Source organism: Sphingomonas pruni NBRC 15498, assembly GCF_001598455.1.
GTDB lineage: Bacteria > Pseudomonadota > Alphaproteobacteria > Sphingomonadales > Sphingomonadaceae > Sphingomonas > Sphingomonas pruni.
This window is the reverse complement of record NZ_BCYZ01000064.1, coordinates 1-25583: the sequence shown is the minus strand read 5'-3', so window position 1 is coordinate 25583 and position 25583 is coordinate 1. Positions and strand designations below refer to the sequence as shown.

Below are 25583 nucleotides of genomic sequence, written 5' to 3'. Positions count from 1 at the left end.
CGGTAACGGTGGCGGAAACGGCAACGGCGGTGGAAACGGCAACGGTGGCGGAAACGGCAAGTGACCTCCGGCGGCTTGACGCATTCTTAGTCGTTTCACGCTACGCCCGGTCTCGCGAAAGGGATGGGGGATGGCCGCAGGCAAGCTGTTGCGCGAACTGGCGAAACATTGGCGCATACCCGCGATCGTCGTCGCGTTGGCGGCCAGCTTGCTCGCGGGGGTCAGCGGTGCCGGCCGCGGCATTGAGCGCGGCCTTGCCGATAGCCGCTACGCGCTTCGCCACCACCGGGCGTCCAGCGACGTCGTAATCGTCGAAATGGACGCGCGCAGCATTGCTGCGATCGATCGCTGGCCCTGGCCGCGCCGGAACTACGTGAGCGTGGTCGATCGGCTCCGGCGTGCCGGCGCGGCGTCCGTTGCGTTCGACGTCGACTTCTCGGTACCGTCCAACCCCGCGGACGATGCAGCTTTGGCGCAAGCGCTCGCCCGCGCCGACGGCTTGGTCACGCTTCCTACCTTCCGTCAGCCCGCGGGCAGCGGTCAGCGCGGGTTCGTCGACTCGATGCCGATCCCGGTCCTGCGCCAGAACGCGCTCGCGGCCACGGTCAGCATCCTGCCCGATAGCGACGGAGACATCCGCAACGCCCCGCTCGGCGAGATCACCGCCGGCATTCCCCGCCCGTCGCTCGCCGCGATGATCGCCGGACGCGATGGTCGCGCGGGCGCCGACTTTCCGATCGACTATTCGATCGATCCCGACTCGATCCCCCGGCTCAGTTTCATCGACGTCCGCGACGGTCGCTTCGATCCCATGGCCGTGCGCGGCAAGCGGATCCTGATCGGCGCCACCGCGATCGAGATGGGCGATCGCTACGGCGTGCCGCGCTACGGCGTCATTCCGGGCGTCGTCATCCAGGCCTTGGCCGCGCTTACGCTCGAGAAGGGGGTGCCGACGCGGCTGGGATGGGGACTACCACTGCTCTTCGCTTTCCTGCTGACGGTACCGATGCTGCGCGCCCGGTCGAGCCGCAGGCTCATCGCGGCCGGAATCGGTGCCACTGCGATCCTCCTAGCCGGTTCCATCATCGCGTCTGCCTTCGGGTGGGAGGTCGAGCTGGTCCCGGCGCTGCTTGCGATCTATGTCGTCGCCATCAGCGCGTCGCTGGTTCGTGTAAATAGCTGGTTTGCCGTCCGCCGCGCGCACGACGATGCCACCGGGCTTCCCAATCAGCACGTGCTCGCCGAGGCATTGGACGGCAAGCAGGACGCCGCCGTCGCGGCCGTCCACGTCGCCGAATATGATCGCCTGCTCGCGGCTCTAGGAGCCGAGGGCATTGCAGAATTGATCTGCCGCTTGCGCGACCGCATCAGCGTGATCGGCGGCGGCATCGAAATCTATCGCGTCGACGATCGCGTGCTCGCCTGGGAAGCGACGATCCGTGCCGACCAATTGGCCGTGCGCCACGAACAGCTCCGCGCGGTGATGCTGAGCCCGATCGAGGTGAAGGGGCGCCGCGTGGACGTTTCGCTCGCGACCGGGTTCGCGGCGATGGACGGGGGGGCGGCCCGTGCCGCGATAGCCAATGCCGCGATGGCAGCCCATCACGCTTTGTCGACCGGCACGGGCTGGCATCTCCACGAAGCTTCTGATTCCGAGATGGCCAGCAAGGAATTGTCGCTCGCAGGCGACGTGGACGCGGCCATCGCGAATGGCGACGTGTTTGTGGTCTACCAGCCGAAGCTCGATCTGAAGACAGGCAAGATCATCAGTGTGGAAGCGCTCGTCCGATGGAGGCATCGCGACTTTGGTACGCTTGCACCGGACCTTTTCATCCCGCTGCTCGAAAAATCCGATCGCATCGCCGGGCTGACCCTGCATGTCGTCGCGTCCGCGATCGCTGATATCAAGACTTGGCTGGCCGCCGGGCATCGGCTGACCGCGGCGGTCAACCTGTCCGCTATCCTTCTCGAATCGGCGCCGTTCATCGCCGATCTCGAGGAGCTGTTGCGGAGCAGTGCGATCGACCCGACCCTGCTAACGTTCGAAGTGACCGAATCCGCCGCTATGCATGCGCCGGACGTCGCCGCCGCATCGCTACTGCGGTTCAAGCGGCTCGGGATTGCGATCTCGATGGACGATTATGGGACCGGTCAGTCCACCCTTACCTATCTCAAGAAGCTTCCACTCGACGAGCTCAAGATCGATCGCAGCTTCGTCGAATTCGCACACCAAAATCGCGGCGACGCGGTGCTCGTGCGGTCGACCGTCAATCTCGCGCACGAGCTTGGCCTGAAGGTGGTGGCCGAGGGCGTCGAAACCGACGAATGCCTCGACTTCCTGAAGTCGGTCGGCTGCGATTTGGCCCAGGGTTATCTGGTCAGCCCGCCTATAGCTCCGACTGGAATAGTCGAGCTGATCCGTAGGGTCGATCCCGCCGGACCCAAGATGGCGGCATGACTGACGCTGACGTCGAACTTCGAGTTGTCTCCAAAAAAGCGGCCTGACCGGGCTACACCCGACCGACCCTATCGGACGCAAGGTCCGCTTTTTACAGGGTCGACCGCCAAATGCGATCGGTCCGATAGCGGCCTAGGTCTGGCTATTGGGACAGTCATACCGGCGCCGGCTGCTTTCAGCGAACACGGCCAAAAGCGGCCAGTCTGCAACCGGCTCAATTGCCGCCGTGATCCATATGATGTCGATCCGACATGCGTCCGATGCAACGCGAAGCGCAGCTTGACGGCGCTGTGTCGAGCCGGGCGCAACGCGCTGCCGCTGCCCCTCTATTTCTTCTCCGCTCGGACGCGCCGCGGGATAGCAGCGCTATTTCCCGCTCGCCGCCGACGCGTCGTCGATCAGCAACGTCCAGTCGTTGCCCGGCGCCGGCCTGCCGGGTGGGACGAACAGGCGGGTGCCGCGATTGGGAAGGACGCCGATCGCCTGGCTCTGCCCGGTGCGCGGATCGTACCAGGCGGCGCGCACGCGCTTGCCGCTGATCCTGCCCATCTGCACGCGGAACGGCTTGCCGGTATAGCTATAGGCGATCGCATAGCTTGTGCCACGCGACGCCGCGACGCGGTCGTAGCGTGTGCCGTTGCCGATGATCAGCGACTGATCCGGGACCCGCTCGTAATAGGGGCGCGAAAGGATCAGGTCCTTGAGGAACCGCATCTGCGCGCCGCCGGGCGCGTGCAAACCTTCCTGCCACGAGATCTTTGGCCAGTAGGCGGCCTTCTCGCCCGGCGTGTAGAATTGCATCACGCTGTTCTCGCCATACGTGTGCCCGAACGCGCCGGCGAGGACCGACCACCAGGCGTAGCGCCGCGCATCCGCCGCCTGCCAGATCGGAAACTGCACGAAGTCGAGCCCGTGCGGGATATTCTCGTAACTTGGTTCGCCGTCGATCGCAGGCTTGGCCGGGCGGCGTTTCCAGTCATCCTCGACATAGCGCCAATTGTCCTCGCCATAGGCGCAGCGTTGGGTGTCCTGCGCGTAATCCTGGTGCCCCGACTGGAACATGTCGAAGTCGAGCCAGGCGGCGTCGTGGAACACCCAGGAGGAATCGGTCCGGCCGAACGGGTGGAAGGTCATAAGGTGATTGTGGTCGATCGACTTGATCGTCTCGCCCAGCGCGCGCCAGGTGAGGGTCGCCATGTCGGCATGGGTGTCGCCGCCATTGATCCAAACGATATTGGGTTTGTCTTTGTAGCGCTCGGCAAGGAAGCGGCCATAGATCGGGGCATTGTCGACCGTCAGCTTGCGCATCTCGGCGAACGTGCCCCAGGCAGGCACCAGGGCGACGTACAGGTGATGCGCGGCGGCGCGGTCGACCACCCAGTCGAGATGGTCCCAATAATCGTACTCACCGGGCTTCCCAGGATCGTTGCCCGGAGTCACGCGCGGCCGTGCGACATCGCCATCGACCAGGGCCGGTCCGGTCAGCGGGTTCGCCATTTCCGGGCGGTGCAGCACCATGATCTGGATCACGGTGAAACCCTGTCGCTCGCGCGTGGCGAAATATTGCTCGACCTGCTCGCGATTCAGCTTGGCAAGGAGAAGCCAGCCGGTGTCGCCCAGCCAGAAGAACGGCTTGCCGCCGGCTTCGAGATAGCGGCCGTTGCTCGATACCTTGAGCAGCGGCATGCGCTCCTGCGCCGTAACCGGAAAGGCGATCGCCGTCGCTAGCGTCAGCGCCGCGGTGACCGACTTGCTCCAGCGCATTTCCCCCTCCTCCGCACCCGTCAGCGAGCGGGCTTCATGCCTGCCTCGATTTCCTCGAGCGACTTGCCCTCGTTGCGCGGCGCGCCGAGGAATCCGATCAACCCGCTAACCACCAGGAATCCGACCAGGATCCAGGCGAGCGTGGTGAAGCCGGTCGCCGTCAGCGCAGGGACGAAGAAGCTGAACGCGCCCAGCGACACGCGCACGACCGCGAACATCACCCCTTGCGCGGTCGAGCGCAGCAGCGTCGGGAACATCTCCGCGCTCCACAATTGGAAGAAGCTCTGTGCGCCGAACCCGCCGCCGAACGACATCAGGAATACGTGGATGATCGCGACCGGCAGGGTCAGCGGGAAGATCGCGAGCAGCGACATGCCGATCACCTGGATCACTGCCGAAATACCGAACATCAGCCGTTGGTTCACCCGGTCGGAAAATTGCATGAAGACCAGGTAGATCGACATCATGCCGATGAAGAAGCTCAGCGTCTGTACGGCGACCGACGTGAATTGGCCGAAATTGCCGACCGTCCGCAGGATATAGGGGAAGAAGAAGCCGTTGGTCCCCGCCCAAAGGTTCCAGATGCCATACATGCCGATCAGAAAGGCCATCGAACGGATATGCTGCCAGGTCAGCAGATCGCTCAACTTGCCGCGGCGGCGTTCCTCGGCAGGCAGCGCCTGGGCTTCGAGCCAGCGCTTGGACTCGTGCATGCGGGCGCGGAGAAAGGTGAGGGCGACCGCCAGAATGGCAAGGTGCGCGAAGACGATGCGAGCGCCGAGCAGGCCCAATGGCGACAGCGCCGCGAACATCAGCAACACGACGGTCGGGCCAAGATACCATAGCACCTGCGCCGAGCCGCTATGCTTGCCGCGCGAATCGTCCGGCGCCTGTTCCGCGATCAGCGACCAGGACGCAGGGATATCGGCACCCACCGCCAGGCCCACCAGGAAGAAGCCCAGCACGACCATCCAGGCGTTGACCGCGAACACGAGCCACAGCATGCCGAAGGCGTAGAACAGCATATCATATTGGTAGATTTTTTTACGGCCGAGCAGATCGCACAACCGTCCGCCGATCAGCGCGCCGATCCCCGCCGATATCGCGTTTGGCCCAAACGCCCCCAGAATGCCGAGCGTCGTGTTGCTGAGGCCATAGGCTTCCTGCCACAATGCCAACGCCACCGAGCCCGCGACGATCGATCCAGCGTCGATGTAATTGGCCAGGCCCGCCAGGATTGTATCCCGCCAGCTTCCGGTCGAGGAGCCCCCCGTGGTCATCGACATGCTCTCCATTTAAAACGTATGATAATATTATTTTCCGAGTGTAGCATCGGCGCAGACCGAAGCAAGCCTTCACGCGCGGACACGGGTTTGTTGAGCGCGTATCGCGCTAAATAATCATATTATAATCCCAAAAATTGACTCAATTGGAGACGCCCGATACCTCACCCGAAACCGGGCCGAAGTCGGCGTCCGGTCGCCAGGAAGAGGATGAGCGATGGGACTTTCGCGGCGCGCCGTGCTGGCCAATGCCATGGTGCTGGGGGCGGCTGCCGCCTCGGGTCCGCTGACAGCGGCGACGAAGCGTTCGTCCGACGGGCGCGTCGAGCGATGGGGCGTGTACGAGCTCGCGCTCGACGGACCGCAAAACGGCAATCCGTTCGACGACGTCACCGTATCGGCGAGCTTCACCGGCGGCGGACGGACGATCCGCGTGCCCGGCTTCTATGATGGCGACGGCGTCTACCGCATCCGCTTCAGCCCGCCCGAACTCGGCAATTGGCGCTGGGCGACGGAGAGCAACGCCCCCGCGCTCAACGGCCGCACCGGCACGTTCGAGGCAATCGCGCCGGGCGCCGGCAATCATGGTCCGGTGCGCGTCACGAAGGACGGCTATCATTTCGAATATGCCGACGGCACGCCGTTCCGCCAGATCGGTACCACCAGCTATTCCTGGGCACTGCAGTCCGACGCCAGATGCGCGGAGACGTTGAAGACGCTGGCCGGCGCCCCGTTCAACAAGATGCGCATGCTGGTCTTCCCGAACGTGGTATCGGTCGCGACCAATCCATTCGCGCGGACCGGCGACGGGCCGAGGGCCTGGGATCCCGCGCGCTTCGACCCTGCCTATTTCCGCCGTTACGAGGACCGCATCGCTCGATTGGGCGCGCTCGGCATCCAGGCCGACGTCATCCTCTTTCACCCCTACGACGCCACGCGCGGCTATTCCGACATGAAGCGCCCCGATGACGAGCGTTACCTGCGCTACGTCGCCGCGCGGTTCGGCGCCTATCGCAATATCTGGTGGTCGATGGGCAACGAGTACGATGCCATCAAGACCAAGACGATGGACGATTGGGACCATCTGTTCCAGGTGCTGGTCGCCGCCGATCCGCACGACCGGCTGCGCTCGATCCACCAGATCCACACCTATTACGACGCTCGCAAGCCCTGGATCACCCATGCCAGCATTCAGAACGGCGCGGCGGTGCTCGACGACGTCCGCGCCGAACTGCACCGCGACTTCGCGCTCAAGCCGGTGATCTTCGATGAGGTCGTCTATGAGGGGAATTCGGACAAACGCTGGGGCCGGTTGACCGGCGAGGAGATGGTCGAGCGCTTCTGGTACGGCCTGATCGGCGGCACCTATGTCGGCCATAGCGAGACGTTCGACGCCAATCGCAACGCCGATTTCTCGTGGCTGGGACAGGGCGGCAAACTGGTTGGCACCAGTCCGCCGCGGCTCGCTTTCCTGCGCAAGATCATGGAAGAGGGGCCGGTCCCCGGCATCGAGCCGATCCAGGCGTGGTGGAACTATCACCTCGGCGGCAAGGCCGATCACTATTATTTGCGCTATTTCGGCGCCGACCGCCCGACCGAATGGGACGTCATATTGCCCGGCCGCGGCGAGGAAGCGTTGCAGAGCTATCGCATCGACATGATCGACACCTGGAACATGACGATCACGCCGGTCGATGGCGTGTTCAAGATGGCGCGTAAGAACGATTATGACGTGCAGGACCCGGCCCGCCCAAAGGTCGCGCTGCCGGGCAAGCCGTGGATCGCGCTGCGGATGACAAGGGTCTGATCGATAGCGCCGGCCAAGCGGACTAAGGTTTGGATCAGGCGCGCAATTGCACCGGGACGCCGAGCGCCGGTCCGGCGTCCGCGAGCCGCTGGTCGAGCGTATGAACCGTAGCGCCATGTTCCGATGCGATCGCGAGGTGCAGCGCATCGCCGGCACGAAGCCCAAGCGCATGCTGATCGGCGAATTTCGCCGCCGTCCGGAATTGCCCGCCCGTCACACCGGCTATTGTGAAGCTGTCCGCGACCAGCTTGTTGAACATCGCGAGCGCCGCCGCGCGCTGCTCGATGCTGATCTGTCCGGTCCGCAGCTTGATCGCCATGGCGGAAGACATTTCGGTCACGGTCCAATCGCTGATCAGCAACTGTGCGGGATCCTGCTCCGCCAGCCAGGCCTGGATCCGCGGCGTCGTTGCTTCATTGGATAGCGCCGCGACGATCAGCGACGTGTCGAGATAGAGCATCAGTAGCGATCGCCGTCCCGCATCGAACGCACAAGGTCGGCCGCACTTTGCGTCTGGAAGGGCATAGTAGCTGTCAGCGATCGGAGTAACGCCGCATCGACCGGTTTGCGTGGGCCGGCAACGGCCGTGAGCCGCGCAACCGGTTTTCCGCGCCGGGTGATGTCGATGGAATCGCCCGCTTCGACCCGGTCGACCAGTTCGCTCAAATGGGCTTTGGCCTCTGCCAAATTGATTGCGTCCATATCCTGTTCCTGACCATGTAGATGGTCATGTAGCGCTTCTGGCCCGAATAATCCAGCGCGACGTGTCTGAGCGTTGATGAAACCTGGCCAAGCCAGCCGCGTTCGACAAGCGTGACCCAGTTGGCAAACACTCCTCTCGCGCTCCTCGTTCTGGCGTTGCAGGACCTTCATGACGGCGAATGCGCCTGGACCGATCGAGTGGGCGGCATTGCCGAGCGGATCGAGAATGACCGGTTCGCCGCCACGATGCGGTCCGAGACTGGGCACGGGCGGGAACGCGCGGGCCGCCTTCAGGCTATCGCCTCTGTCCTGCGCGTAGACATAGCGGGTGCCGAGAATATCTGGCTGCGCGCTGTCCTGGAGGACGCGCATCGCGACACGACGATGATCGAGCAGGGCCCGCTGCTCGATATTGCGCTGATCGGCGCCTTCCGGAAAGGCGTTCAGGCCGATCGCGTCAGTTACGAAACCGCGATGGCGCTTGCGCGCTCGCTCGGGCTCGGCGACGCCGAACGCGCATTGACGCTGAGCCGGGACCAATTGACGGGAACGGACGAAACGCTCGCCGGGCTGCTCCAGGAAATCGCCGCACGATCCATGCTCCCAGCGGAGTCACGTTGATTTTACAGGCTCGCAACCCGATCGGCGCGCCTATCTCCGCGACGTGGTGGCGATCGAACCCTAACGCCCGGCTAGGGTGCTTGCTTTACTCGGCGACCGGCTTTTGCCGGCCCATATCTGCACTCTGTCAGCTCCATCATCCATCTGAAATATCGTCATAACCCACGTTAACACCCGCGGAAAACGCGGAACGGTCCTGTCCCTTGGCTGGTTGGCGGTGAAACAAGGAGACGGTCGATGTTCATGCACAACAAGCGCCTGCAATATACCGTTCGCGTGTCCGAGCCGAACCCGGTGCTCGCCTCGTTGATGCTCGAGCAATTCGGCGGGCCCGATGGCGAACTCGCGGCGGCGATGCGCTATTTTACGCAAGGCCTGGGCGATGACGATCCCGGTCGAAAGGATTTGCTGCTCGACATTGCAACCGAGGAATTGAGTCATCTCGAGGTGATCGGATCGATCGTCGCGATGCTCAACAAGGGCGTGAAGGCGCAATTGGCCGAGGGGGCGATGGAAGAAGCCGAGCTCTACATGTCGCTGACCAAGGGTGGCGACAGTCACACCCAGGCGATCCTCTATGGCGGCGGCCCGGCGCTGACCAATTCCTCGGGCGTGCCGTGGAGCGGCGCCTATGTCGACAGTCGCGGCGACCCGACCTGCGACCTGCGCTCGAACATCGCCGCGGAAAGCCGCGCCAAGATCGTCTACGAACGCCTGATCAACATCACTGACGATCCCGGCATCAAGGATGCGCTCGGGTTCCTGATGACGCGTGAAATCGCGCACCAGAAGAGCTTCGAAAAGGCGCTCTACACGATCGAGAACAACTTCCCCCCGGGCAAGCTTCCCGGTCTCGCCCAATTCGCAAGCACCTACGTCGACACCTCGCAAGGGGAGGGCGACGCTAACGGCGCATGGAACGAAGGGGAGCAGTGGGAGCGTATCGACGATGTCGCCGGCAGCATCCCGCTCGATGGCGGCAGCGGCGATGCCAGCGTCGAACTGGGCGGCAGCGATGCGGAAGTAGCGGCGGCGCTGATGCAGCGAACCGCGTCGCGGCCCGATTACAATCCGACGACCGGTGCCGATCTCGGAGCCGGCCCGGGCGCGGGGCGGATGACCGACGAGGATCTCGGCGGCGCGGCCGACATGACGGACGCCGCCATGATCGGCGAGCCCGCCGAGTAACGACGCCCTTGAGATGATGGAGTAGATGATGGCTGATACGCTGGAACGTACCGACGTGGTCCAACACGTCTTCGTCGTGGGGCTGCGCAACGCGCATGCCGTTGAGCATCAGGCGCTCGCCTTGATGGACCGGCAGATCGATCATTTGAGCCACTATCCCGAAGTGGCGCAGCGGCTGAAGGCGCATCGCGCCGAAACCGAGGGACAGATCGAGCGGCTCGAGGAAATCCTGCATTCGCTCGATGAGAAGGCGTCGGCGGTCAAGGATGCCACCCTGGGATTGGTCGGCAACCTCGCTGCGCTGGGCCATGTCTTCGCACCCGACGAGATCCTCAAGAACAGCTTCGCCAATTTCGCCTTCGAGAATTTCGAAATCGCGAGCTACAAATCGCTGATCACGGTTGGCGAAACCGGCGGGTTAGCCAACGCCATCCCGTTGCTGCAACGAACGCTCGACGAAGAACTCGCCATGGCGCGGTTCTGCGACGAGAGCCTGCCGGCCATCACGCGCAAATATCTCGAATTGCGCGCCGAGGGCGAGACGGCAAGCCATTGAGCGGTATGGCGACCATGGGCGCCTGGATCCGCCGCTTTGCGGAATGCCGCCATGGCTAATGGCTGGGCACCCGATTCTGCGGTCCAGGACCAGATCGAGGACAGCATTCGCGATGCCGTCTCGCGGGCCCGGTCGTTGTTGCCGAGCGGCGAAAGCGCCGAGGATTGCGAGCGATGCGGCGAGCCGATTCCGGCCAAGCGTCGCGCCGCAATTCCCGGCGTTCGCACCTGCATTGGCTGTCAGGCAGAACGCGATGCCAAACAGGCGGCTTTCGGCGGAATTAACCGGCGCGGAAGCAAGGACAGCCAGTTGCGATAATGTTCAGGCGCCTGAAGAACCGCGACACCAATGCCGGACTACGAAGCTAGTCCGGGCCGCAAATCGTACTGAGCGACGTTAGACGACCCGAAACATCTGTGGTGGCGGGGCGTTGGAAGGTCATGTGATGCTGCGCGAGTTGCATTGCATTCGGTTGCGCGTTTCTTCGCGCCGATCGTTCAAGTGACCCCCGATTTCCAAAAGGATTTGTAGAACCTCCATGTTTCATTGGACTCACACCGCCCAGGATGCGTTGGAGCGCAAGCTCTTCGCCCATGTCGAAGCGGCCTCCTTTCCTTGTGTCGGCGCAAAATCGGCGCTGGCGCGGGGCCGCCTGACGGTCCTTGCCTGCGACAATATCGACAGCGCCTGGGACGATTTGCGTATTCATGAGGCGCTGATGCGCTTCACCCAAGCATATCGCGAGGATCCGGCGCTGTTCCAGAGCTTCGCTGTCGTGTTCCAGGGACCGGTCGATCTCGACGAGGAAGCGTTCGAACGTGCTTTATGGGATCGCGTCCAGTCGCTCCACGACAAGGACATTTGGCGGGGGCAATCCTACGACCCGCGCGTCAGCGCCGATCCCGGCAACCCGCATTTCTCGCTGAGCTTCGGCGGCGAGGCGTTCTTCATCGTCGGCTTGCATCCCAAGGCAAGCCGTCCGGCTCGGCGGTTCGAGCAGCCGACGCTCGTCTTCAACCTCCACGACCAATTCGAGCGCCTGCGCGAGGCTGGCAAATATGAGGGGCTGCGCGAGAAGATCCTGGTCCGCGACGATCATCTTGCCGGGTCGCGCAACCCCATGCTCGCGCGCCACGGCGAAATCAGCGAGGCGCGGCAATATTCCGGTCGCGCGGTGGAGGAGGGTTGGGAGCCTCCGTTCGAATATCGCGGGGAAGCGAAATGAACGGCGAGATCGTCATTCCCGAACGCAGCGGCACCGCTTTCCCGCTCCCGCGCGGCGCGCAGCTGACGGTGATCGATCCCAAGGGCGAGCAAGTCGCGGATCTGCTCGCGTTCAACGCCGAGGATGTCGACGAGGTGATCTCGTCGGGCCGCACGTTGGATTATGCCGAGACGATCGCGCTGACGACCGGGCACAAATTATACTCCAACCGCTCGCGTGTCCTGCTGACGATCGTCGAGGATATGGTCGGCTGCCACGATTTCCTGCTGACGCCGTGCTCGGTCGACACCTTCCACCATTTCTACCCCGATCTGCCGCCGCATCGCGGCTGCTTCGGCAATCTGGCGGAGGCGCTGGCGCCTTATGGTATCGGACCCGATCGCATCCCGGTCGCGTTCAATTGCTTCATGAACGTGCCTGTCGATGGGCGGACGGGGAGGCTGAAAGTGCTGCCGCCAAAGAGCAAAGCGGGCGACCATATTACGTTCCGGGCGGAGATCGACCTGATCATCGGCCTGACCGCTTGTTCGGCGCCGGATTCGAACGGCGGCACGTTCAAGCCGATCCATTACCGGATTGATGCCTGATCGCCTGGAGCGGCGTCGGCCCGTCGGGGCGCCTTCACGTGGTCGATGAACGCGCGGAGTTTGGGTAGCATCTGACGTTTGCCGGAATGATAGAGAAAGACGCCGGGCGTCATGACCGCGAACGGCGTCAGCAGCCTTTGCAGCCGGCCGTCCGCAATCGCCGCCTCGGCTATCGGTCCAGGGACTTGCGCCAGGCCCAGGCCCTGTATCGCGCTGCCTAGCAGGGTGGGATAATCGTGCGCGATCAGTGGTCCCGCCACCATTGCTTCGATTACCTCGTTACCGGTCGCGAACGTCCAGGGCGCGATCGCTCCGCTCCAGCGGCGCAGGCGAAGGCAGGCATGGCCGCGAAGATCCTCGATCTGCGCCGGCGCTCCATGACGGCGTAGATAGTCGGGGCTGCCGACGACGACGAACGGGAAGGGCGGAGTCAGCCGCACCACGACCATGTCGGCGGCAATGAGTTCGCCGAGGCGGATGCCGGCATCGAAACCGCCGGCGGCGATGTCGACCATCTCGTCGCTGGCGGCGATCTCCAATTCTATCTCGGGATAGGCGTCGCAGAACGAGGCGATCACCGGCTCGAGGATCAGCGGGACGACGGAGCGGGGCACGGCCAGCCGCAATAGTCCGGCCGGGCGCTGGCCCAGATCGCGCGCCGCCTCGCTGGCGGCGACGAGCTCGTCAAAGGCGGGACCCGCGCGATCGAGGAAGCGCTGACCAGCTTCGGTCAGCCCGACGCTGCGCGTGGTCCGGATCAACAGAGCAGCGCCGATCCGCGCCTCGAGCGATCGCACCGACTGGCTGACGGCGGATGGCGTGACGCCGAGCGCGGCGGCGGCCCGGCGAAAACTGCGATGGCGCGCGACACTCAGGAACGTTTCGACGCCATCCAACGCACCGTGCCGGACTGTGAAGTTCTGCTTCATGGTTCATCGAGATTATCGCCGATAGTCGTCCGGGGAAAGCGACCATAGATGCGATCGCGACCTCAACCGCCGGCGGTACCGACGCCGCCGCAACCCACTCAGGATCGGAGATCGCCATGTCGACGACGCATATCTTCCAGACGCATCTCGTCCTCGGTTACGCGGCCTGGCTGTTGTGCTTCGGCGCCTATATCCTGCCCTGGCTCAAATCGATCGATCGCGTCGCGGCGCATCGCGCGATCGCGACGCTGCACAGCTTCCGCTTCTTTGGGCTCGCCTTCATCGTCCCCGGCGTGGTCGGCGACGGCCTGCCGGCGCATTTCGCCATACCCGCCGCTTATGGCGATCTCGCCACCGGACTGCTCGCGATATCGGCGCTCGCAACCATTCGGATCCGGCCCGTTTTCTGGCTGTTCGTGGTCGCGTTCAATCTCGTCGGTCTTGTCGATCTCGTGCTTGCTTATAGCCACGCGATCCAGGCCGACCTCCCGGCACATGCGGGAGAATTGGGCGCCGCCTATGTGATCCCGATTCTTTATGTGCCGCTGCTGATGATCACCCACGGCACCGCCTTCTATCTCCTGGGGCGCGCCCGATCCGAGGCGGCATCGTCATCGGCCATGGAGTTGCGAGCGCGCAGCTGATGCTCGTTTTACGTTGACCGCTGGACGGCGGCGGCGAACCGCGTCATCGGCGGATCGCATGACGGCGGAACGCATCATCATCGAAACGATCGGCTGGACCGGCGCCGCGCTGATCCTGGCGGCCTATATCCTGCTGTCCGCCGGGCGGCTCGGCGGGCAATCGCGGCTTTACCAATGGATGAACCTGGTCGGGGCCGCCTGTTTCGTCGTCAATAGCGGCTATAACGGGGCCATCCCGTCGGCGGTGCTCAACGTGGTCTGGGCCGGGATCGGTCTCTTCACGCTGTGGCGGATCGCGCGCCGTCCGGTCTAGGGTCGGGGAACAGCCGCGCGAGCGCCGGCACCGCGCGGACCGCCGCGACGCGATTGCGGGCGACGGGAACGCTCAGGCCGCCGTCCAGCCGCAGCCTTATATTGCGCCCGTCGCGCTCGATCGCTCGCACCGCCGATACCGCCGCCCACCAGCTGCGATGCGTCCGGATTCCCGCGCTGCCATAGCGCGCGATCGCCTCGGCCATCGGCATCAGTTCTAGCCGGCTGCCGCTGGGCCCGTGCACCCGAACATAATGATCCTCCATCTGCAGGCAGATGACGCCGCCATCGGCGAGATTGCGGGGTGGTGCCTCGGTCCGAGCGCCTTGCGTCGGCGCGGTCGCGGGACGCCGCCGCGATTCGGCCGCCAGCCAAAGCCCGACGACCATTGCCTCGACCAAGGCCGTCTTCACATACCAGTCGATGAGCGACATGCGTCCCGCTTCGCCCGGCCATGCCCAGCGGCCGAACCCCGCCGCCGCCACGCTGACCGGCAGCGCGGCGGTGAGGATCGCGATCGCCAAGGCGAGCGGCACCGGAACATCGCGGGCGCGCAGCATTCGGACCACCGGCGGTACGATCAGCCCGGCCAGCCCGGCGCCGATCACCATCATCCCGGTCCAGTTGAACAGGCAGATCAGCAGGTCGCCGCCGAGATAGCCGAGAAAGCCGACCACGCCACCCGCAACCGCGCCGAAAGCGAGAAGCCGCAGCCAGCCGCCGGCCGAGCCGATCCCGGCCTCCCAATGCCCGATATCGCGCCGCGCATCGTCCGCCATGCCCACTCCCGTACCCGTTCGCCCAGTCGCGAATATCCGCTGGCAAGTCGCTGTCCCGCCGAGGTTAGCAGGCTGCGCCAAGCGGGAAAGCTCCTTTTCCCGAGGGCGAGGGAGAGAGCGATGACGAAGCTGATACGACCGGCACGGCGCGACCTGCTGGCGGGAGCGCTCCTGGCGGGCGGGCTGGGGCTGGCGGGACGAGCGATCGCCGCGCCGCCGCCGGCGGATGGCCCGACCGGCGACATCCATGATTTCGATTATCATGTCGGCCGCTGGACCGCGGTGCAGCGGCGGCTGAAGCAGCGCTGGGTCGGCAGCAAGGCGTGGGACGAGTTTCCCAGCGCCACCACCTACACCCAATATCTCGATGGGCTGATCAGCGCCGATCAGACCGATTTCCCGACCAAGGGCTGGTCCGGGCTGACCGTCCGCACGTTCCAGCGCGAGCGGCGGCAATGGTTCATCTATTGGATCAACAGCCGCGACGGCGTGATGGGGACGCCGGTGATTGGCGGATATCGCGGCAATATCGGCCTGTTCTACGGCGACGACACCGATGACGGCGTCCCCGTCAGGGTCCGCTTCATCCGCACCAAGCAACCGCCCGATCGCGAACGCTGGGAACAGGCCTTTTCGCGCGACGGCGGAGCGACCTGGGAAACCAACTGGACCGCCGACTTCACGCGCGTGCGCTAACGATTATCGGCCCGCGATCGGCGAGACCGGATTTCGGCGCTATATCGCGCCGGGCGGACTTGCCCGATTGCCTGACCAGGGAGCCCGGCCTAAGGGCGCGGCCATGCTTACCCTTTACGGCATCCCCAATTGCGACACCGTCAAAAAGGCGCGCACCTGGCTCGATAGCCATGGCGTCGCTTATGCCTTTCACGATTACAAGAGGGCCGGGATCGACGCGGCGTCGCTCGGCCGCTGGATCGATGCGCTGGGCTGGGAAACCGTGCTCAACCGCGCAGGCACGACGTTCCGCAAGCTCTCGGACGGTGACAAGGCCGATCTCGACCGGGACAAGGCGATCGCGCTGATGCTGGCGCAGCCGTCGATGATCAAGCGCCCGATCGTCGAAGGCGATGGCGTACTGGTCGCGGGGTTCAAGCCCGATGCCTGGCAGGCGGCCGGCATCGGCTGATCTTGCCAGCGCGCGTATCCAGGCGCAGTCTCCGCCTCATAGAAGGGGGAGGGGAATCATGGCTCAAACCGTCAAGCCGCCGGTCTGGTTCTGGATCGTCGCGATCCTCTTGGTGCTATGGAACGCGATCGGCTGTTATTTCTGCGTCGAGCAGTTCCGGCTCGGCGCCGCCTCGGCGATGTGGGAGCAGGATCCCTATCATCAGGCGCTCTACCAGTCGCTGCCGGCCTGGTACAATTACGTCTACGCCGTCGCTACATTCGGCGGATTGCTCGGCGGCCTCGCCTTGCTGCTGCGCGAGCGCCGCGCGATCATCCTGTTCTGGATCTCGCTGATCGCGGTGATCGTGCAGTTCGGCTACACGTTGGCGATGACCGACCTGATCGCCCACGAAGGCGCGGCGAAGGTGGTACCGTTCCCCGTATTCATCGCCGTGATCGGCCTGTTCGCGATCTGGTTTTCAGGGATGGCGGCGAAGAAAGGCTGGATCGGGCGTTAGTCTGCTGGTTCAGCCTGGCTGAACCGGATGCGGTGCCTGACGAGGAAGGGATTAGGTCATGCCGGACTTGTTCCGGCATCCAACGCGCAACAGCGGCTGGATTCCGTTGTGGAGGTTTGGACCCCGGCACAAGGTCGGGGTGACGAGGGGCGAAGCCAAAGCGAACGGTCCAGATCAAGCCCGAATTTCATATGCGATGACCCACCCCGTCAGGGGAAGGCGTCAGGCTAGCCTGACAAGCGAGGGCATCACCCCTCCCACTGGAACACCTCGTCCAGCGGCTTGCCGAATACCTGGGCGATGCGGAACGCGGCCTCGAGCGTGGGCGAATATTTGCCCGCCTCGATCGCCGCCACGGTCTGGCGAGTCATGCCGATCCGCTCGCCAAGCTCGGCCTGGGTCATCTCGTTCGCCATGAAGCGCAGCAGGCGGATCTGATTGACCACCCGGCCGGGAAGCGGCTTAGCCATGCCAGCCCCTCCGGTAGCTCATGACGATCACGCCGTACCGCACGATTTCCGACGCGACGAGCGCGAGCAGGGCGGCGTTGACGATGTGCCAGCCGCCGGCGCTGAACGGCATCACGCAGCCCACCACGATGATCCCGACCATCAGCACGAAATAGGCGATCGCGGCCCCGCGCCGCGCGATCGCGCGTTCGCGTTCGTCGGCCGGCGCATTGGCGTCGCGACCGGTCTGGATCGCCAGCACGATGCTGGCGATCGTCACCAACACCGCCTGCACGGTCAGGATGCCGCCGAGCAGCGCGAGGAAATACCCGGTCGAAGCCCCGGCCGGCAGAAAGGCCGGGGATACCAAGGTGAAATAGACGCCATAGGCGACGACCATCGCGATCAGCGACAGCCAGGCGATCTTCTCTCTGAACGACATTGCTGACCCCATGTTAGATTCGGTGGTCATAATGTTAAATAAACATAACATAGAGTCAAGTGGCCTAAACAATCCCATCGCTCCGCGCTGGCAGCGGGCGCGGGGAAAGGCTAGGGAGCGCGCCATGTCCACGACCTTCACGATCGACACCTCGACCAGCCGCGCCAACCCGACGCCGGCGCCGATGAAGCGGCTGACCGTGCCGGCGATCCAGCGCCGCAAGTTCGAGGGAAAGACGCAAGAGCCGCTGGTCATGCTGACCGCCTATACGGTGCGCATGGCGCAGCTATTGGACCCGCATTGCGACATATTGCTGGTCGGCGATTCGCTCGGGCAGGTCGTCTATGGCCTACCGTCGACCTTGCCGGTCACGCTCGACATGATGTGCGCGCATGGCGCGGCGGTGGTGCGCGGCAGCTATCATGCCGTCGTCGTCGTCGACATGCCGTTCGGCAGCTACGAAGCCTCGCCCGAACAGGCCTTTACCAATGCCAGCCGCGTCTTGGCCGAAACCGGTTGCGCGGCGATCAAGATGGAGGGCGGCGCGGCGATGGCGCCGACCATCCGCTTCCTGACCGAGCGCGGCATTCCGGTGATGGCGCATATCGGCCTGACGCCGCAGGCGATCAACGCGCTCGGCGGCTATGGCGCGCGCGGGCGCAGCCAGGAGGAAGAGGCCAAGATCAAGGGCGACGCCCAGGCGGTGGCGCAGGCCGGCGCCTTCTCGGTGGTGGTGGAAGGCGTGGTCGAGCCGATCGCGCGCTCGCTCACCGAAACTACCGACATTCCGGTGATCGGGATCGGCGCTTCGGCGGCCTGCGATGGCCAAGTGCTGGTCGCCGAGGACATGCTCGGCCTGTTCGAGCGCACGCCGCGTTTCGTGAAGAAGTTCGACGACATGGCGGGCCGCATCACCGATGCGGTGACACGTTATGCCGAGGAGGTGCGCAGCCGGACCTTCCCGGCGGTCGAACAGACCTATCTGCCGAAAACCTGACCGCTCGCTCGCGCGTTGCTTTTGGGTCGCGCGCCGCTAAGGGACGCGGTCAGGAACGGTGGCCGATCACGGCCATTGCGAGAGCCGAACGCGGTCCCTAAGGTCCGCCGACTTATTTTTGCCCCCAATTGGAGCCTACCCCTTGGCTGTGACGCCGAACACCGATGAAGCTTTCCTGCGCGAGGTCGATGAGGAACTCCGCCGCGACCAGATCGTGGGCGTATGGAAGAATTATGGCCGGCTGATCGTCGGCCTGATCGTGGCGGCGCTGGCGATCTTCGCCGCTTTCCTCGGCTGGCGGGCATGGAGCCATGGCGCCGCCGAGAAAAAGGCGATCGAGCTGCAACAGGCCTATGATTCGATCGCCAGCGGCAATGCCCAGGCGGCCAGGGCGCCGATCGACAAGCTCGCGGGCGACAGCGCGCCGGGCTATCGCGCGCTCGCCAAGATGCTCCAGGGCAACGACCTGCTCGCTGCCGGCAAGACCAAGGAAGCCGCGGCGAAATACGGCGAAGTCGCCGGCGACAGCAGCGTCGGACAGCCGATCCGCGACCTCGCCACGATCCGTCAGACCCAGACCGAATTCGACGGACTCGCGCCGCAGGTGGTGATCGACCGGCTGAAGCCGCTCGCAACCTCGGACTCGGCCTGGCTCGGCAGCGCCGGCGAGATGATCGCGGCAGCCAACCTCAAGCTCAATCGCACGGCGGAAGCGCGTGCGATGTTCAAGCTGATTGCCGAGAGCGACAAGGTTCCGGACAGTATCCGTCAACGCGCGGTTCAGGCGACCCAGGCTCTGGATCCCGGCACGAACGTTCAGAAGGGCAAGTAGATAGCATGACGACCAAGTGGAGGATGCCGATTGCGCTGGTGGCGCTGACCGCGCTCGGCGCGTGCGGCGTGTTGAAGGGTGGCGGCAAGAAGACTCCGGTGCTGGGCGATCGCGTGCCGATCCTGGTTTCGGAAAGCGACGCCAAGGTCGATCCGGCGATTTCGGGGCTCGACGTCCTGTTGCCAGCGCCTGTCGTCAACACCGAATGGGCCCAGCCGGGCGGCAATCCCGAAAAGTCGATGGGCCATCTGGCGCTGGGCGCGAACGTTTCCCGTATATGGACGGTATCGATTCCCGCGGGGTCGAACCGGGAGCGGCTGGCGGCGTCCCCGGTGATCGGCGACGGCAAAATGTACGCCGTCGATGTCAACGGCGCGCTGCACGCGTTCGATGCCAATTCGGGTGCGTCCTTGTGGACCGTGCCGATCGCCAAGGCGGAAAAGAGCAAGGCCGCGCGCTTCGGCGGCGGCGCGACTTATGATGGTGGCCGCGTCTACGCGACCGACGGTCTGGGCGACATCGTGGCGTTCGACGCCAAGACCGGTTCCGAAATCTGGCGTGCCAAGCCGGGGCCGCCGTTGCGCGGATCGCCCACCGTGGTCGGCGACCAGCTCTATACGCTGAGCCAGGACAACCAGCTCTACGCATTGTCGACCGCCAACGGACAGCAGGTCTGGTCGGCTTCGGGCAGCCTCGAGACGCAGGGCGTATTCGGCGTCGCGGCACCCGCGGTGGCGCACCAGACGGTCGTCGCCGGCTTCTCGTCGGGCGAACTCAACGCCTATCGCGTCGAGAATGGCCGCGCCATCTGGGGCGACGCCTTGTCGCGCACCAGCATTTCGACCTCGGTGTCCAGCCTTGCCGATATCGACGCCGATCCGGTGATCGACGACACGAATGTCTACGCTCTGGGGCAGGGCGGTCGCCTGGTCGCCGCCAATCTCGCCACCGGCCAGCGCCTGTGGGAGCAGAATTTCGCCGGCATCTCGACGCCGTGGCTCGCGGGCGAGTGGCTGTTCGTGGTGACGGACGAAAGCAAGCTCTATTGCTTGCAGCGCTCGACCGGAAAGATCCGCTGGATCAGCCAGTTGCGCGCCTTCCAGGTCGAAAAGAAGAAAAAGAAGAAGAACCCGCTGACGTGGTACGGTCCGGTCCTGGCCGGTAACCGCCTGGTGCTGGTCAATTCGCTCGGCGACATGGTGTTTGCTTCGCCGAGCGACGGCACCGTCGGCCAGACGATCCCCGGCAAGGACGGCTTCAGCCTGGGCCCGGTCGTCGCCAACAATACGCTCTACGTGCTCGACGGCCGCGGACGCATTTCCGCCTATCGGTAAGAGTCGGGGAGGGGGTTCTTCTCCCTCCCGCTTGCCGGAGAGATTTGGGGCCGCGAGCCGCTCTTACGTGCAATTGTGGCGCAGCGCTGTACTCAAGCCCCTCCCCTGAAGGGGAGGGGCTAGGATATTCCTATTCCGCTTCATCGGATTGCTTTGGCCGTCCACCTGAAGGCGTTGCCGCTGGCGTGCACACGCCCTACAGCGCCTGCATGTCTCTACCCACCGTCGCCATTATCGGCCGTCCCAATGTCGGCAAGTCGACGCTGTTCAACCGGCTCGTCGGCAAGAAGCTTGCCCTGGTCGATGACCAGCCCGGTGTCACGCGCGATCGGCGCGAGGGCGATGCCAGCCTGCTCGGCCTCGAGTTTCGCATCATCGACACCGCCGGTTACGAGGATCTCGACGCCGCCACGTTGCCCGGGCGCATGCGGCAACAGACCGAGGCCGCGGTGGCACAGGCCGATGTCGCCTTGTTCCTGATCGACGCTCGTGCCGGGATCGTGCCGCTCGACGAGGAAATCGCGCGCTGGCTGCGCGGTTCGACCACTCCGGTCATCCTCGTCGCCAACAAGGCGGAAGGGCGTGCGGCGGAGGCTGGCGTGCTCGAATCGCTCGCACTCGGCTTTGGCGACCCAGTCCAGTTGTCGGCCGAACATGGCGAAGGGATGGCCGATCTGTTCGAGGCGCTCGTCCCGTTCGTTCCCGAACCGGAAGAGTTCGAGGAAGAGGAAGACGAAAGCCCGAACGCGCCGCTCAAGCTCGCGATCGTCGGGCGGCCTAATGCCGGCAAATCGACCCTTATCAACCGTATGCTGGGCGAGGATCGCCTGATCACCGGCCCCGAAGCGGGGATTACGCGCGATTCGATCGCGATCGACTGGACCTGGCAGGATCCGAAGAACGGTCCGCGGGCGGTGCGGTTGATCGACACGGCCGGGATGCGCAAGCGCGCCAAGGTGCAGGACAAGCTCGAAAAGCTGTCGGTCGCCGATGCGTTGCGCGCGGTCGATTTCGCCGAAGTCGTCGTGTTGTTGCTCGATGCCACCCTGGGGCTGGAGGCGCAGGACCTCAGGATTGCCGATCGCGTGCTGCAAGAAGGGCGCGCTTTGGTCATTGCGCTGAACAAATGGGATATCGCCGAGAACGCCTCGTCGCTGTTCAATGGCGTCAAGAAAGCGCTCGAGGACGGGTTGAGCCAGGTGAAGGGCGTGATCGTCATCACCGTCTCCGCGGCGACCGGCAAGGGTATCGATCAATTGCTAGGCGCCGCGTTCGAGACGCGCGAGGCCTGGTCGAAGCGCGTGTCGACCGGTGAGCTCAACCGTTGGTTCGAACGCGCACTGGAGGCCAATCCGCCTCCTGCGCCAGGCGGCAAGCGGATCAAGATGCGTTATGTCACCCAGATCAAGACGCGCCCGCCCAGCTTCGTCATTTTCGGCACGCGGGTCGATCAGCTTCCCGCGAGCTATGAACGCTACCTCGTCAACTCGATGCGGCGCGACCTTGGCTTTGGTGCGGTTCCCGTCCGCCTGACGTTTCGCGCGCCCAAGAATCCATTTGATCGGGAATGAACCAAACTTCGACGAAAGCTGTACGGTAGCAAGATCTTACCCGCGCGCCGCGAATAAGGCTATCAACCGCTCGTTTACTTAGGCAGGGTACAGCGGACGCATCGGATCAGCGGCGGGGTGCCGATACCGGTGGAGGATGTGGTGACGATCGACAGCGGGCAATTGGTGGACTGGAGCGCGTTTCAGGCCGCCCGTAGCGAGCTAGGGGCGGGGTTCGTCCGTATTCTCGGCTATTTCAAGGAAGATGGCGTCAAGTCGGTCGCCGCGATCGAGGAAGCGATGCGCGCGGGCAATGCCGCCGCGATCGTCTTGCCGGCGCACACGCTGAAGGGCGAATCGCGTCAGTTCGGCGCGGAGCAACTCGCTGCGATCGCCGAAGCGATCGAGGTCATCGGGCGGCAGTGCGTGGAAACGCGCGACGCGCCCGACCAGGCGCTGGAACATGTCGTCAAGCTGCGCCCGACGTTCGAAGCGACGCTCGCGATGCTCGAACGCGAGGCAAACCCGCTGGTAGAACGCCGCCCCACTGCCTTTGGCCGCCGCGCGGTATAGGACTTATCTCCCTGTCGTCATCCCCGCGGAATCCTCCCGCCAACCCCAAAATAACACCCGTCACCCCAGCGAAAGCTGCGGCTTGAGATCCCAGCTTTCGCTGGGATGACGAGTTATGGAAATGGACTGCTTCAAGAACAACAGCTTGTTGGTTCTTGGCCGAAGGACAGTTCGCGTCCCGTTCAGCTCTCGCTGTCTTCCGCTGATTTCGCGTTGAGCTGGATGTAATTCTCCAGTCCCATCCGCTCGATCATGTCGAACTGGCGCTCGAGCGTGTCGACATGTTCCTCTTCGCTGTCGAGGATGCGGCGGAACAGGTCGCGGCTGACATAGTCGCGCACTTTCTCGCAATGTTCGATCGCGTCGCGCAACAGCGGTAGCGCTTCCATCTCGAGCTCGAGGTCCGACTTCAAAACCTCTTCGACCGTCTCGCCGATGCGCAGCCGTCCGAGCAACTGAAAGTTGGGCAAGCCGTCGAGGAACAGGATCCGCTCCGACAGCCAGTCGGCATGCTTCATCTCGTCGATCGATTCGTGCCGCTCGAACTCGGCCAGCTTCTGCACGCCCCAATGGTCGAGCAGGCGATAATGCAGCCAATATTGGTTGATCGCGGTCAGTTCGTTCTTGAGCGCGCTATTCAGGAAATCGATGACCTGCGGATCGCCCTTCATCTTGCTGCCCCTTGGCTGTTTGTCGCGCACGACCATAAACCGGCAACGTCGCCGGACATAGTCCCCAAAAATGGCTGATTTCCGTAGTTTTGGTTGCTGCGAATCCTAAGCAGCAGCGCGCTCTTCATCGATAATGGAGCGCGCGAACGGTACGCACTGGCCGCATTTGGGCTGACGACCGAGCGAGCGATAGGCCTGGCACGCGGTCATCGATCCGTTGCGCGCGGCCTCGCGCACTTCGCGTTCGCGGATCGCATTGCACACGCACACCATCATGAAACCGATTATCCCTCGCGCTCGTTGCGATCGAGTTAGCGATAGTGAGAGCGATTCGCAATACTATTGCGACACGTTTGCAACTGGGCTCGTGCGCCGGAACGGTTGCCATTGTCCACGGGCCGCGCTGCGCCACAGCCATTCGAATGGACCATAAGCGAATCGATCGAGCCAGGGCTTCGACCAGGTGAGCATCAACAGCCACATCCCGGCGACGACGATCAGGCACTGCCAACGCTGCAGATAGCCGTACCAGCCCAGGCCATAGCCGTTGAAGATCAACGTACAGACGATCGAGGTGCCGAGATAATTGGAAAAGGCCATCCGTCCCGTCGCGACGAAGCGATCCGCCAGCCCGGGCAGGCGCCCCGATTGCACGAACAGGATGACCAACGCGGCATAGCCCAGGCTGAGCCAGGGCCGGAGCAGGCTCAGCTGGATCGCCTCGGTCGCGATCATCGTCAGCGGCGCCCAATGCGTGGCGCTGAGCCAGTCGATGAGGGGGACATAGCCTGCCCAGGCCAGCGGCACGGTAGCGGCGGTCAGCCAATAAGCGCGCCGCGACCATGTTCCGGAAAAGAATCCCCAGCGGAACAGCGCCATCCCGATCAGCATCAGCGCCAGCGTATCGACGAAGGCGATACGGTTGATCACCGTCTGAAAGAAGATCGCTGTCCGCGTCCGAACGGCCAGTGCGTCGGCATAGGAGCCGCGATAGCCGGCTAGTTCCTGCGCGATCCCGTCGCGATGCGGGTCGGCCTGTTGCACGAACGAACGCCAGTCGGCGACCATCTGCGGATCGGCGCCGGGCTGCGTGGACGCGACGCGCGCCGCCTCGATATGCTGATAAGCGAGCATCCCGTCGGCAAATTTGAACGCCAGCAGCAACAGGCCGATCGTCGCCAGCATCCGCGGCGGCGCGCGCCAGCCGATGAACGCGATCATCCCCGTGAGCGCGTAGAGAACCAGGATGTCGCCCGCCCAGATCAGATAGGCATGGACCATGCCGAACACGAACAGGGTCGCCATCCGCGCATAATGGACCTTGGCCGGTTGCTGGCCGCTCAGTAGCGCGCGGTCGGCGATCAGCAGGGTCGATGCGCCGAACATCATCGTGAACAGCCCGCGAAACTTGCCGTCGCCGATCGCATAAGCGATCGCCCATTCCCACCAGTTCGCGCCGGTCGATCCGCCGTAGAAGCTGGGGTCGATCTCGGCATAGCCCGGCATCGCGAAGTCGATGATGTTGAGCAGCAGGATGCCGAGCACCGCGACCCCGCGCACCGCGTCGAGCGTGCGCAGCCGCTGCGGCGCGGCCGCGCCGTCGCTCGCCGGCGAGTCGGTCACCGTCGCGCGAACCAGGCGATCGGGATCCCGACCAGTGTGATGTGACTGAAGAATTGCTCGGCCAGGCCGAGCGGCGTGAACGGATGCCAGCCGAAGCGCAGCGGCAGGACGATCAGGTTCATCACTGCCCAAAGGCCGATACCGTATGCAATGCCCGCGAGCAGCCAGTGAGTCTTGAGCACCGGCAGCCGGCTCGCCGCGATGACGAAGAATGCCACCATCGCGGCCATGATCGCGAAATGCAGCAGCAGCCCGACCAAAGCCACGCCGGCTCCGCCCGAAACCGCCCCATTGCCCAGGATCGCGCTCGCCAAGCCCTTGAGCATGGTCATCGGCGCTCGTCCTGCGATCAGCGTGTAGACGCACGCCGACAGGATATCGAGCGTGCCGGCAACCAACGTCGCCACCAGGATTTTGCGGCCGGTTCCCATCATTCCTCTCCCCCTCAGCGCGCACTCAGCGTGCCCGAATAGGCCACGGCCGTCACGGACCGAATGATGATGACCTGCCTTGTATTTGCAAATCCTCCCTAGCGAAGCTGGGGAGGGGGACCAACGGCGTAGCCGGTGGTGGAGGGGAAATGCCCCATCCTCGCGGCTGCGCCGCTGCGG

Annotated in this window: 30 protein-coding genes; 18 read left to right on the top strand and 12 right to left on the bottom strand. The window is 64.3% G+C overall.

Annotated elements, in window-relative coordinates; genetic code table 11:
* Nucleotides 1–130: 130 nt before the first annotated feature.
* Nucleotides 131–2458 (top strand): EAL domain-containing protein, encoded by a 2328-nt coding sequence (locus tag SPR01S_RS16650; RefSeq protein ID WP_066591413.1) that lies wholly within the window; start codon nt 131–133, stop codon nt 2456–2458.
* Between the two features lie 366 nt (nt 2459–2824).
* On the opposite strand, the gene SPR01S_RS16645 is transcribed toward SPR01S_RS16650, so the two are convergent.
* On the bottom strand, nt 2825–4222 hold the full coding sequence (locus tag SPR01S_RS16645; RefSeq protein ID WP_066591411.1) for a glycoside hydrolase family 140 protein: 1398 nt from the start codon (nt 4220–4222) through the stop codon (nt 2825–2827).
* A 20-nt stretch (nt 4223–4242) separates the two neighbouring features.
* Nucleotides 4243–5502: an MFS transporter gene (locus tag SPR01S_RS16640; RefSeq protein ID WP_084251262.1), complete on the bottom strand. Its 1260-nt coding sequence runs from the start codon at nt 5500–5502 to the stop codon at nt 4243–4245.
* A gap of 220 nt (nt 5503–5722) precedes the next feature.
* Here SPR01S_RS16640 and SPR01S_RS16635 point away from each other — a divergent pair, with 220 nt between their 5' ends.
* Nucleotides 5723–7312 carry a DUF5060 domain-containing protein gene (locus SPR01S_RS16635; RefSeq protein WP_066591407.1) on the top strand — a complete coding sequence of 530 codons (1590 nt, stop codon included), beginning with the start codon at nt 5723–5725 and terminating at the stop codon, nt 7310–7312.
* Nucleotides 7313–7346: 34 nt separating this feature from the next.
* Here SPR01S_RS16635 and SPR01S_RS16630 read toward each other — a convergent pair whose 3' ends face one another.
* Both SPR01S_RS16630 and SPR01S_RS16625 read right to left on the bottom strand, forming a co-directional pair.
* Entirely contained in the window at nt 7347–7772 is a 426-nt protein-coding gene (locus SPR01S_RS16630) for a type II toxin-antitoxin system VapC family toxin (RefSeq protein ID WP_066591405.1), read from the bottom strand.
* Nucleotides 7772–8014, bottom strand: a complete 243-nt coding sequence (locus SPR01S_RS16625; RefSeq protein WP_066591402.1) for a type II toxin-antitoxin system Phd/YefM family antitoxin — start codon at nt 8012–8014, stop codon at nt 7772–7774. The genes SPR01S_RS16630 and SPR01S_RS16625 overlap by 1 nt, the downstream gene beginning before the upstream one ends.
* 120 nt (nt 8015–8134) lie before the next feature.
* Between SPR01S_RS16625 and SPR01S_RS16620 the strand changes: the two genes are divergently transcribed.
* The 6 genes from SPR01S_RS16620 (at nt 8135) to SPR01S_RS16595 (ending at nt 12191) form a co-directional block, all read left to right on the top strand.
* Complete coding sequence (locus tag SPR01S_RS16620; protein ID WP_066591400.1) at nt 8135–8635, top strand: DUF892 family protein; 501 nt, start codon at nt 8135–8137, stop codon at nt 8633–8635.
* A gap of 237 nt (nt 8636–8872) precedes the next feature.
* A complete protein-coding gene (locus tag SPR01S_RS16615) occupies nt 8873–9823 on the top strand; it encodes a manganese catalase family protein (RefSeq protein ID WP_066591399.1) in 951 nt (316 codons plus the stop codon).
* Nucleotides 9824–9851: 28 nt separating this feature from the next.
* Entirely contained in the window at nt 9852–10379 is a 528-nt protein-coding gene (locus tag SPR01S_RS16610; protein WP_157082311.1) for a ferritin-like domain-containing protein, read from the top strand.
* A gap of 51 nt (nt 10380–10430) precedes the next feature.
* On the top strand, nt 10431–10697 hold the full coding sequence (locus SPR01S_RS16605; protein ID WP_066591394.1) for a DksA/TraR family C4-type zinc finger protein: 267 nt from the start codon (nt 10431–10433) through the stop codon (nt 10695–10697).
* A 220-nt stretch (nt 10698–10917) separates the two neighbouring features.
* The gene (gntA, locus tag SPR01S_RS16600) at nt 10918–11604 is read left to right on the top strand and encodes a guanitoxin biosynthesis heme-dependent pre-guanitoxin N-hydroxylase GntA (protein ID WP_066591392.1); all 687 of its coding nucleotides are present in this window, start codon (nt 10918–10920) and stop codon (nt 11602–11604) included.
* Nucleotides 11601–12191: a DUF1989 domain-containing protein gene (locus tag SPR01S_RS16595; RefSeq protein ID WP_066591390.1), complete on the top strand. Its 591-nt coding sequence runs from the start codon at nt 11601–11603 to the stop codon at nt 12189–12191. The genes gntA and SPR01S_RS16595 overlap by 4 nt, the downstream gene beginning before the upstream one ends.
* On the opposite strand, the gene SPR01S_RS16590 is transcribed toward SPR01S_RS16595, so the two are convergent.
* The gene (locus SPR01S_RS16590; protein ID WP_066591388.1) at nt 12173–13120 is read right to left on the bottom strand and encodes a LysR family transcriptional regulator; all 948 of its coding nucleotides are present in this window, start codon (nt 13118–13120) and stop codon (nt 12173–12175) included. The genes SPR01S_RS16595 and SPR01S_RS16590 overlap by 19 nt on opposite strands.
* A 116-nt stretch (nt 13121–13236) precedes the next feature.
* Between SPR01S_RS16590 and SPR01S_RS16585 the strand changes: the two genes are divergently transcribed.
* Together SPR01S_RS16585 and SPR01S_RS16580 are read left to right on the top strand one after the other, a co-directional pair.
* Nucleotides 13237–13764, top strand: coding sequence for a DUF8737 domain-containing protein (locus SPR01S_RS16585; protein WP_066591386.1), 528 nt, complete (start codon nt 13237–13239; stop codon nt 13762–13764).
* A gap of 58 nt (nt 13765–13822) precedes the next feature.
* On the top strand, nt 13823–14077 hold the full coding sequence (locus tag SPR01S_RS16580) for a CBU_0592 family membrane protein (protein WP_066591383.1): 255 nt from the start codon (nt 13823–13825) through the stop codon (nt 14075–14077).
* Here SPR01S_RS16580 and SPR01S_RS16575 read toward each other — a convergent pair.
* The gene (locus tag SPR01S_RS16575; protein ID WP_066591382.1) at nt 14043–14855 is read right to left on the bottom strand and encodes a LytTR family DNA-binding domain-containing protein; all 813 of its coding nucleotides are present in this window, start codon (nt 14853–14855) and stop codon (nt 14043–14045) included. The two genes, SPR01S_RS16580 and SPR01S_RS16575, sit on opposite strands and share 35 nt — an antisense overlap.
* 120 nt (nt 14856–14975) lie before the next feature.
* Here SPR01S_RS16575 and SPR01S_RS16570 point away from each other — a divergent pair, with 120 nt between their 5' ends.
* From SPR01S_RS16570 to SPR01S_RS16560, 3 genes are all read left to right on the top strand, one after another.
* Complete coding sequence (locus tag SPR01S_RS16570; protein ID WP_218016770.1) at nt 14976–15551, top strand: hypothetical protein; 576 nt, start codon at nt 14976–14978, stop codon at nt 15549–15551.
* Nucleotides 15552–15654: 103 nt separating this feature from the next.
* Nucleotides 15655–16002 (top strand): ArsC family reductase, encoded by a 348-nt coding sequence (locus tag SPR01S_RS16565; RefSeq protein ID WP_066591380.1) that lies wholly within the window; start codon nt 15655–15657, stop codon nt 16000–16002.
* A 58-nt stretch (nt 16003–16060) separates the two neighbouring features.
* Nucleotides 16061–16501: a hypothetical protein gene (locus SPR01S_RS16560; protein WP_066591377.1), complete on the top strand. Its 441-nt coding sequence runs from the start codon at nt 16061–16063 to the stop codon at nt 16499–16501.
* A 248-nt stretch (nt 16502–16749) separates the two neighbouring features.
* Here the strand turns inward: SPR01S_RS16560 and SPR01S_RS16555 are convergent, their stop codons facing one another.
* Together SPR01S_RS16555 and SPR01S_RS16550 are read right to left on the bottom strand one after the other, a co-directional pair.
* A complete protein-coding gene (locus SPR01S_RS16555; RefSeq protein ID WP_066591376.1) occupies nt 16750–16971 on the bottom strand; it encodes a helix-turn-helix transcriptional regulator in 222 nt (73 codons plus the stop codon).
* Entirely contained in the window at nt 16964–17392 is a 429-nt protein-coding gene (locus tag SPR01S_RS16550; RefSeq protein WP_066591375.1) for a hypothetical protein, read from the bottom strand. The genes SPR01S_RS16555 and SPR01S_RS16550 overlap by 8 nt, the downstream gene beginning before the upstream one ends.
* A gap of 124 nt (nt 17393–17516) precedes the next feature.
* Between SPR01S_RS16550 and panB the strand changes: the two genes are divergently transcribed.
* The 5 genes from panB to SPR01S_RS16525 all read left to right on the top strand — a co-directional run bounded on the left by panB (nt 17517) and on the right by SPR01S_RS16525 (nt 22678).
* Nucleotides 17517–18389, top strand: coding sequence for a 3-methyl-2-oxobutanoate hydroxymethyltransferase (panB, locus tag SPR01S_RS16545; protein ID WP_066591373.1), 873 nt, complete (start codon nt 17517–17519; stop codon nt 18387–18389).
* Nucleotides 18390–18537: 148 nt separating this feature from the next.
* A complete protein-coding gene (locus SPR01S_RS16540) occupies nt 18538–19221 on the top strand; it encodes a tetratricopeptide repeat protein (RefSeq protein ID WP_245662057.1) in 684 nt (227 codons plus the stop codon).
* Between the two features lie 5 nt (nt 19222–19226).
* Nucleotides 19227–20555 carry an outer membrane protein assembly factor BamB family protein gene (locus tag SPR01S_RS16535; protein ID WP_066591370.1) on the top strand — a complete coding sequence of 443 codons (1329 nt, stop codon included), beginning with the start codon at nt 19227–19229 and terminating at the stop codon, nt 20553–20555.
* A 209-nt stretch (nt 20556–20764) separates the two neighbouring features.
* Entirely contained in the window at nt 20765–22126 is a 1362-nt protein-coding gene (gene der, locus SPR01S_RS16530; RefSeq protein ID WP_066591368.1) for a ribosome biogenesis GTPase Der, read from the top strand.
* 141 nt (nt 22127–22267) lie between these two features.
* Complete coding sequence (locus SPR01S_RS16525; RefSeq protein WP_245662056.1) at nt 22268–22678, top strand: Hpt domain-containing protein; 411 nt, start codon at nt 22268–22270, stop codon at nt 22676–22678.
* A 182-nt stretch (nt 22679–22860) separates the two neighbouring features.
* Here the strand turns inward: SPR01S_RS16525 and bfr are convergent, their stop codons facing one another.
* The 4 genes from bfr to SPR01S_RS16505 all read right to left on the bottom strand — a co-directional run bounded on the left by bfr (nt 22861) and on the right by SPR01S_RS16505 (nt 25406).
* Complete coding sequence (bfr, locus tag SPR01S_RS16520) at nt 22861–23349, bottom strand: bacterioferritin (protein WP_066591415.1); 489 nt, start codon at nt 23347–23349, stop codon at nt 22861–22863.
* A 105-nt stretch (nt 23350–23454) separates the two neighbouring features.
* On the bottom strand, nt 23455–23625 hold the full coding sequence (locus SPR01S_RS16515) for a (2Fe-2S)-binding protein (protein ID WP_066591365.1): 171 nt from the start codon (nt 23623–23625) through the stop codon (nt 23455–23457).
* Between the two features lie 63 nt (nt 23626–23688).
* Nucleotides 23689–24972: a DUF418 domain-containing protein gene (locus SPR01S_RS16510; protein ID WP_066591364.1), complete on the bottom strand. Its 1284-nt coding sequence runs from the start codon at nt 24970–24972 to the stop codon at nt 23689–23691.
* Entirely contained in the window at nt 24969–25406 is a 438-nt protein-coding gene (locus tag SPR01S_RS16505) for a hypothetical protein (RefSeq protein WP_066591363.1), read from the bottom strand. Before SPR01S_RS16505 ends, SPR01S_RS16510 begins: the two co-directional genes overlap by 4 nt.
* Between the last annotated feature and the right edge of the window lie 177 nt (nt 25407–25583).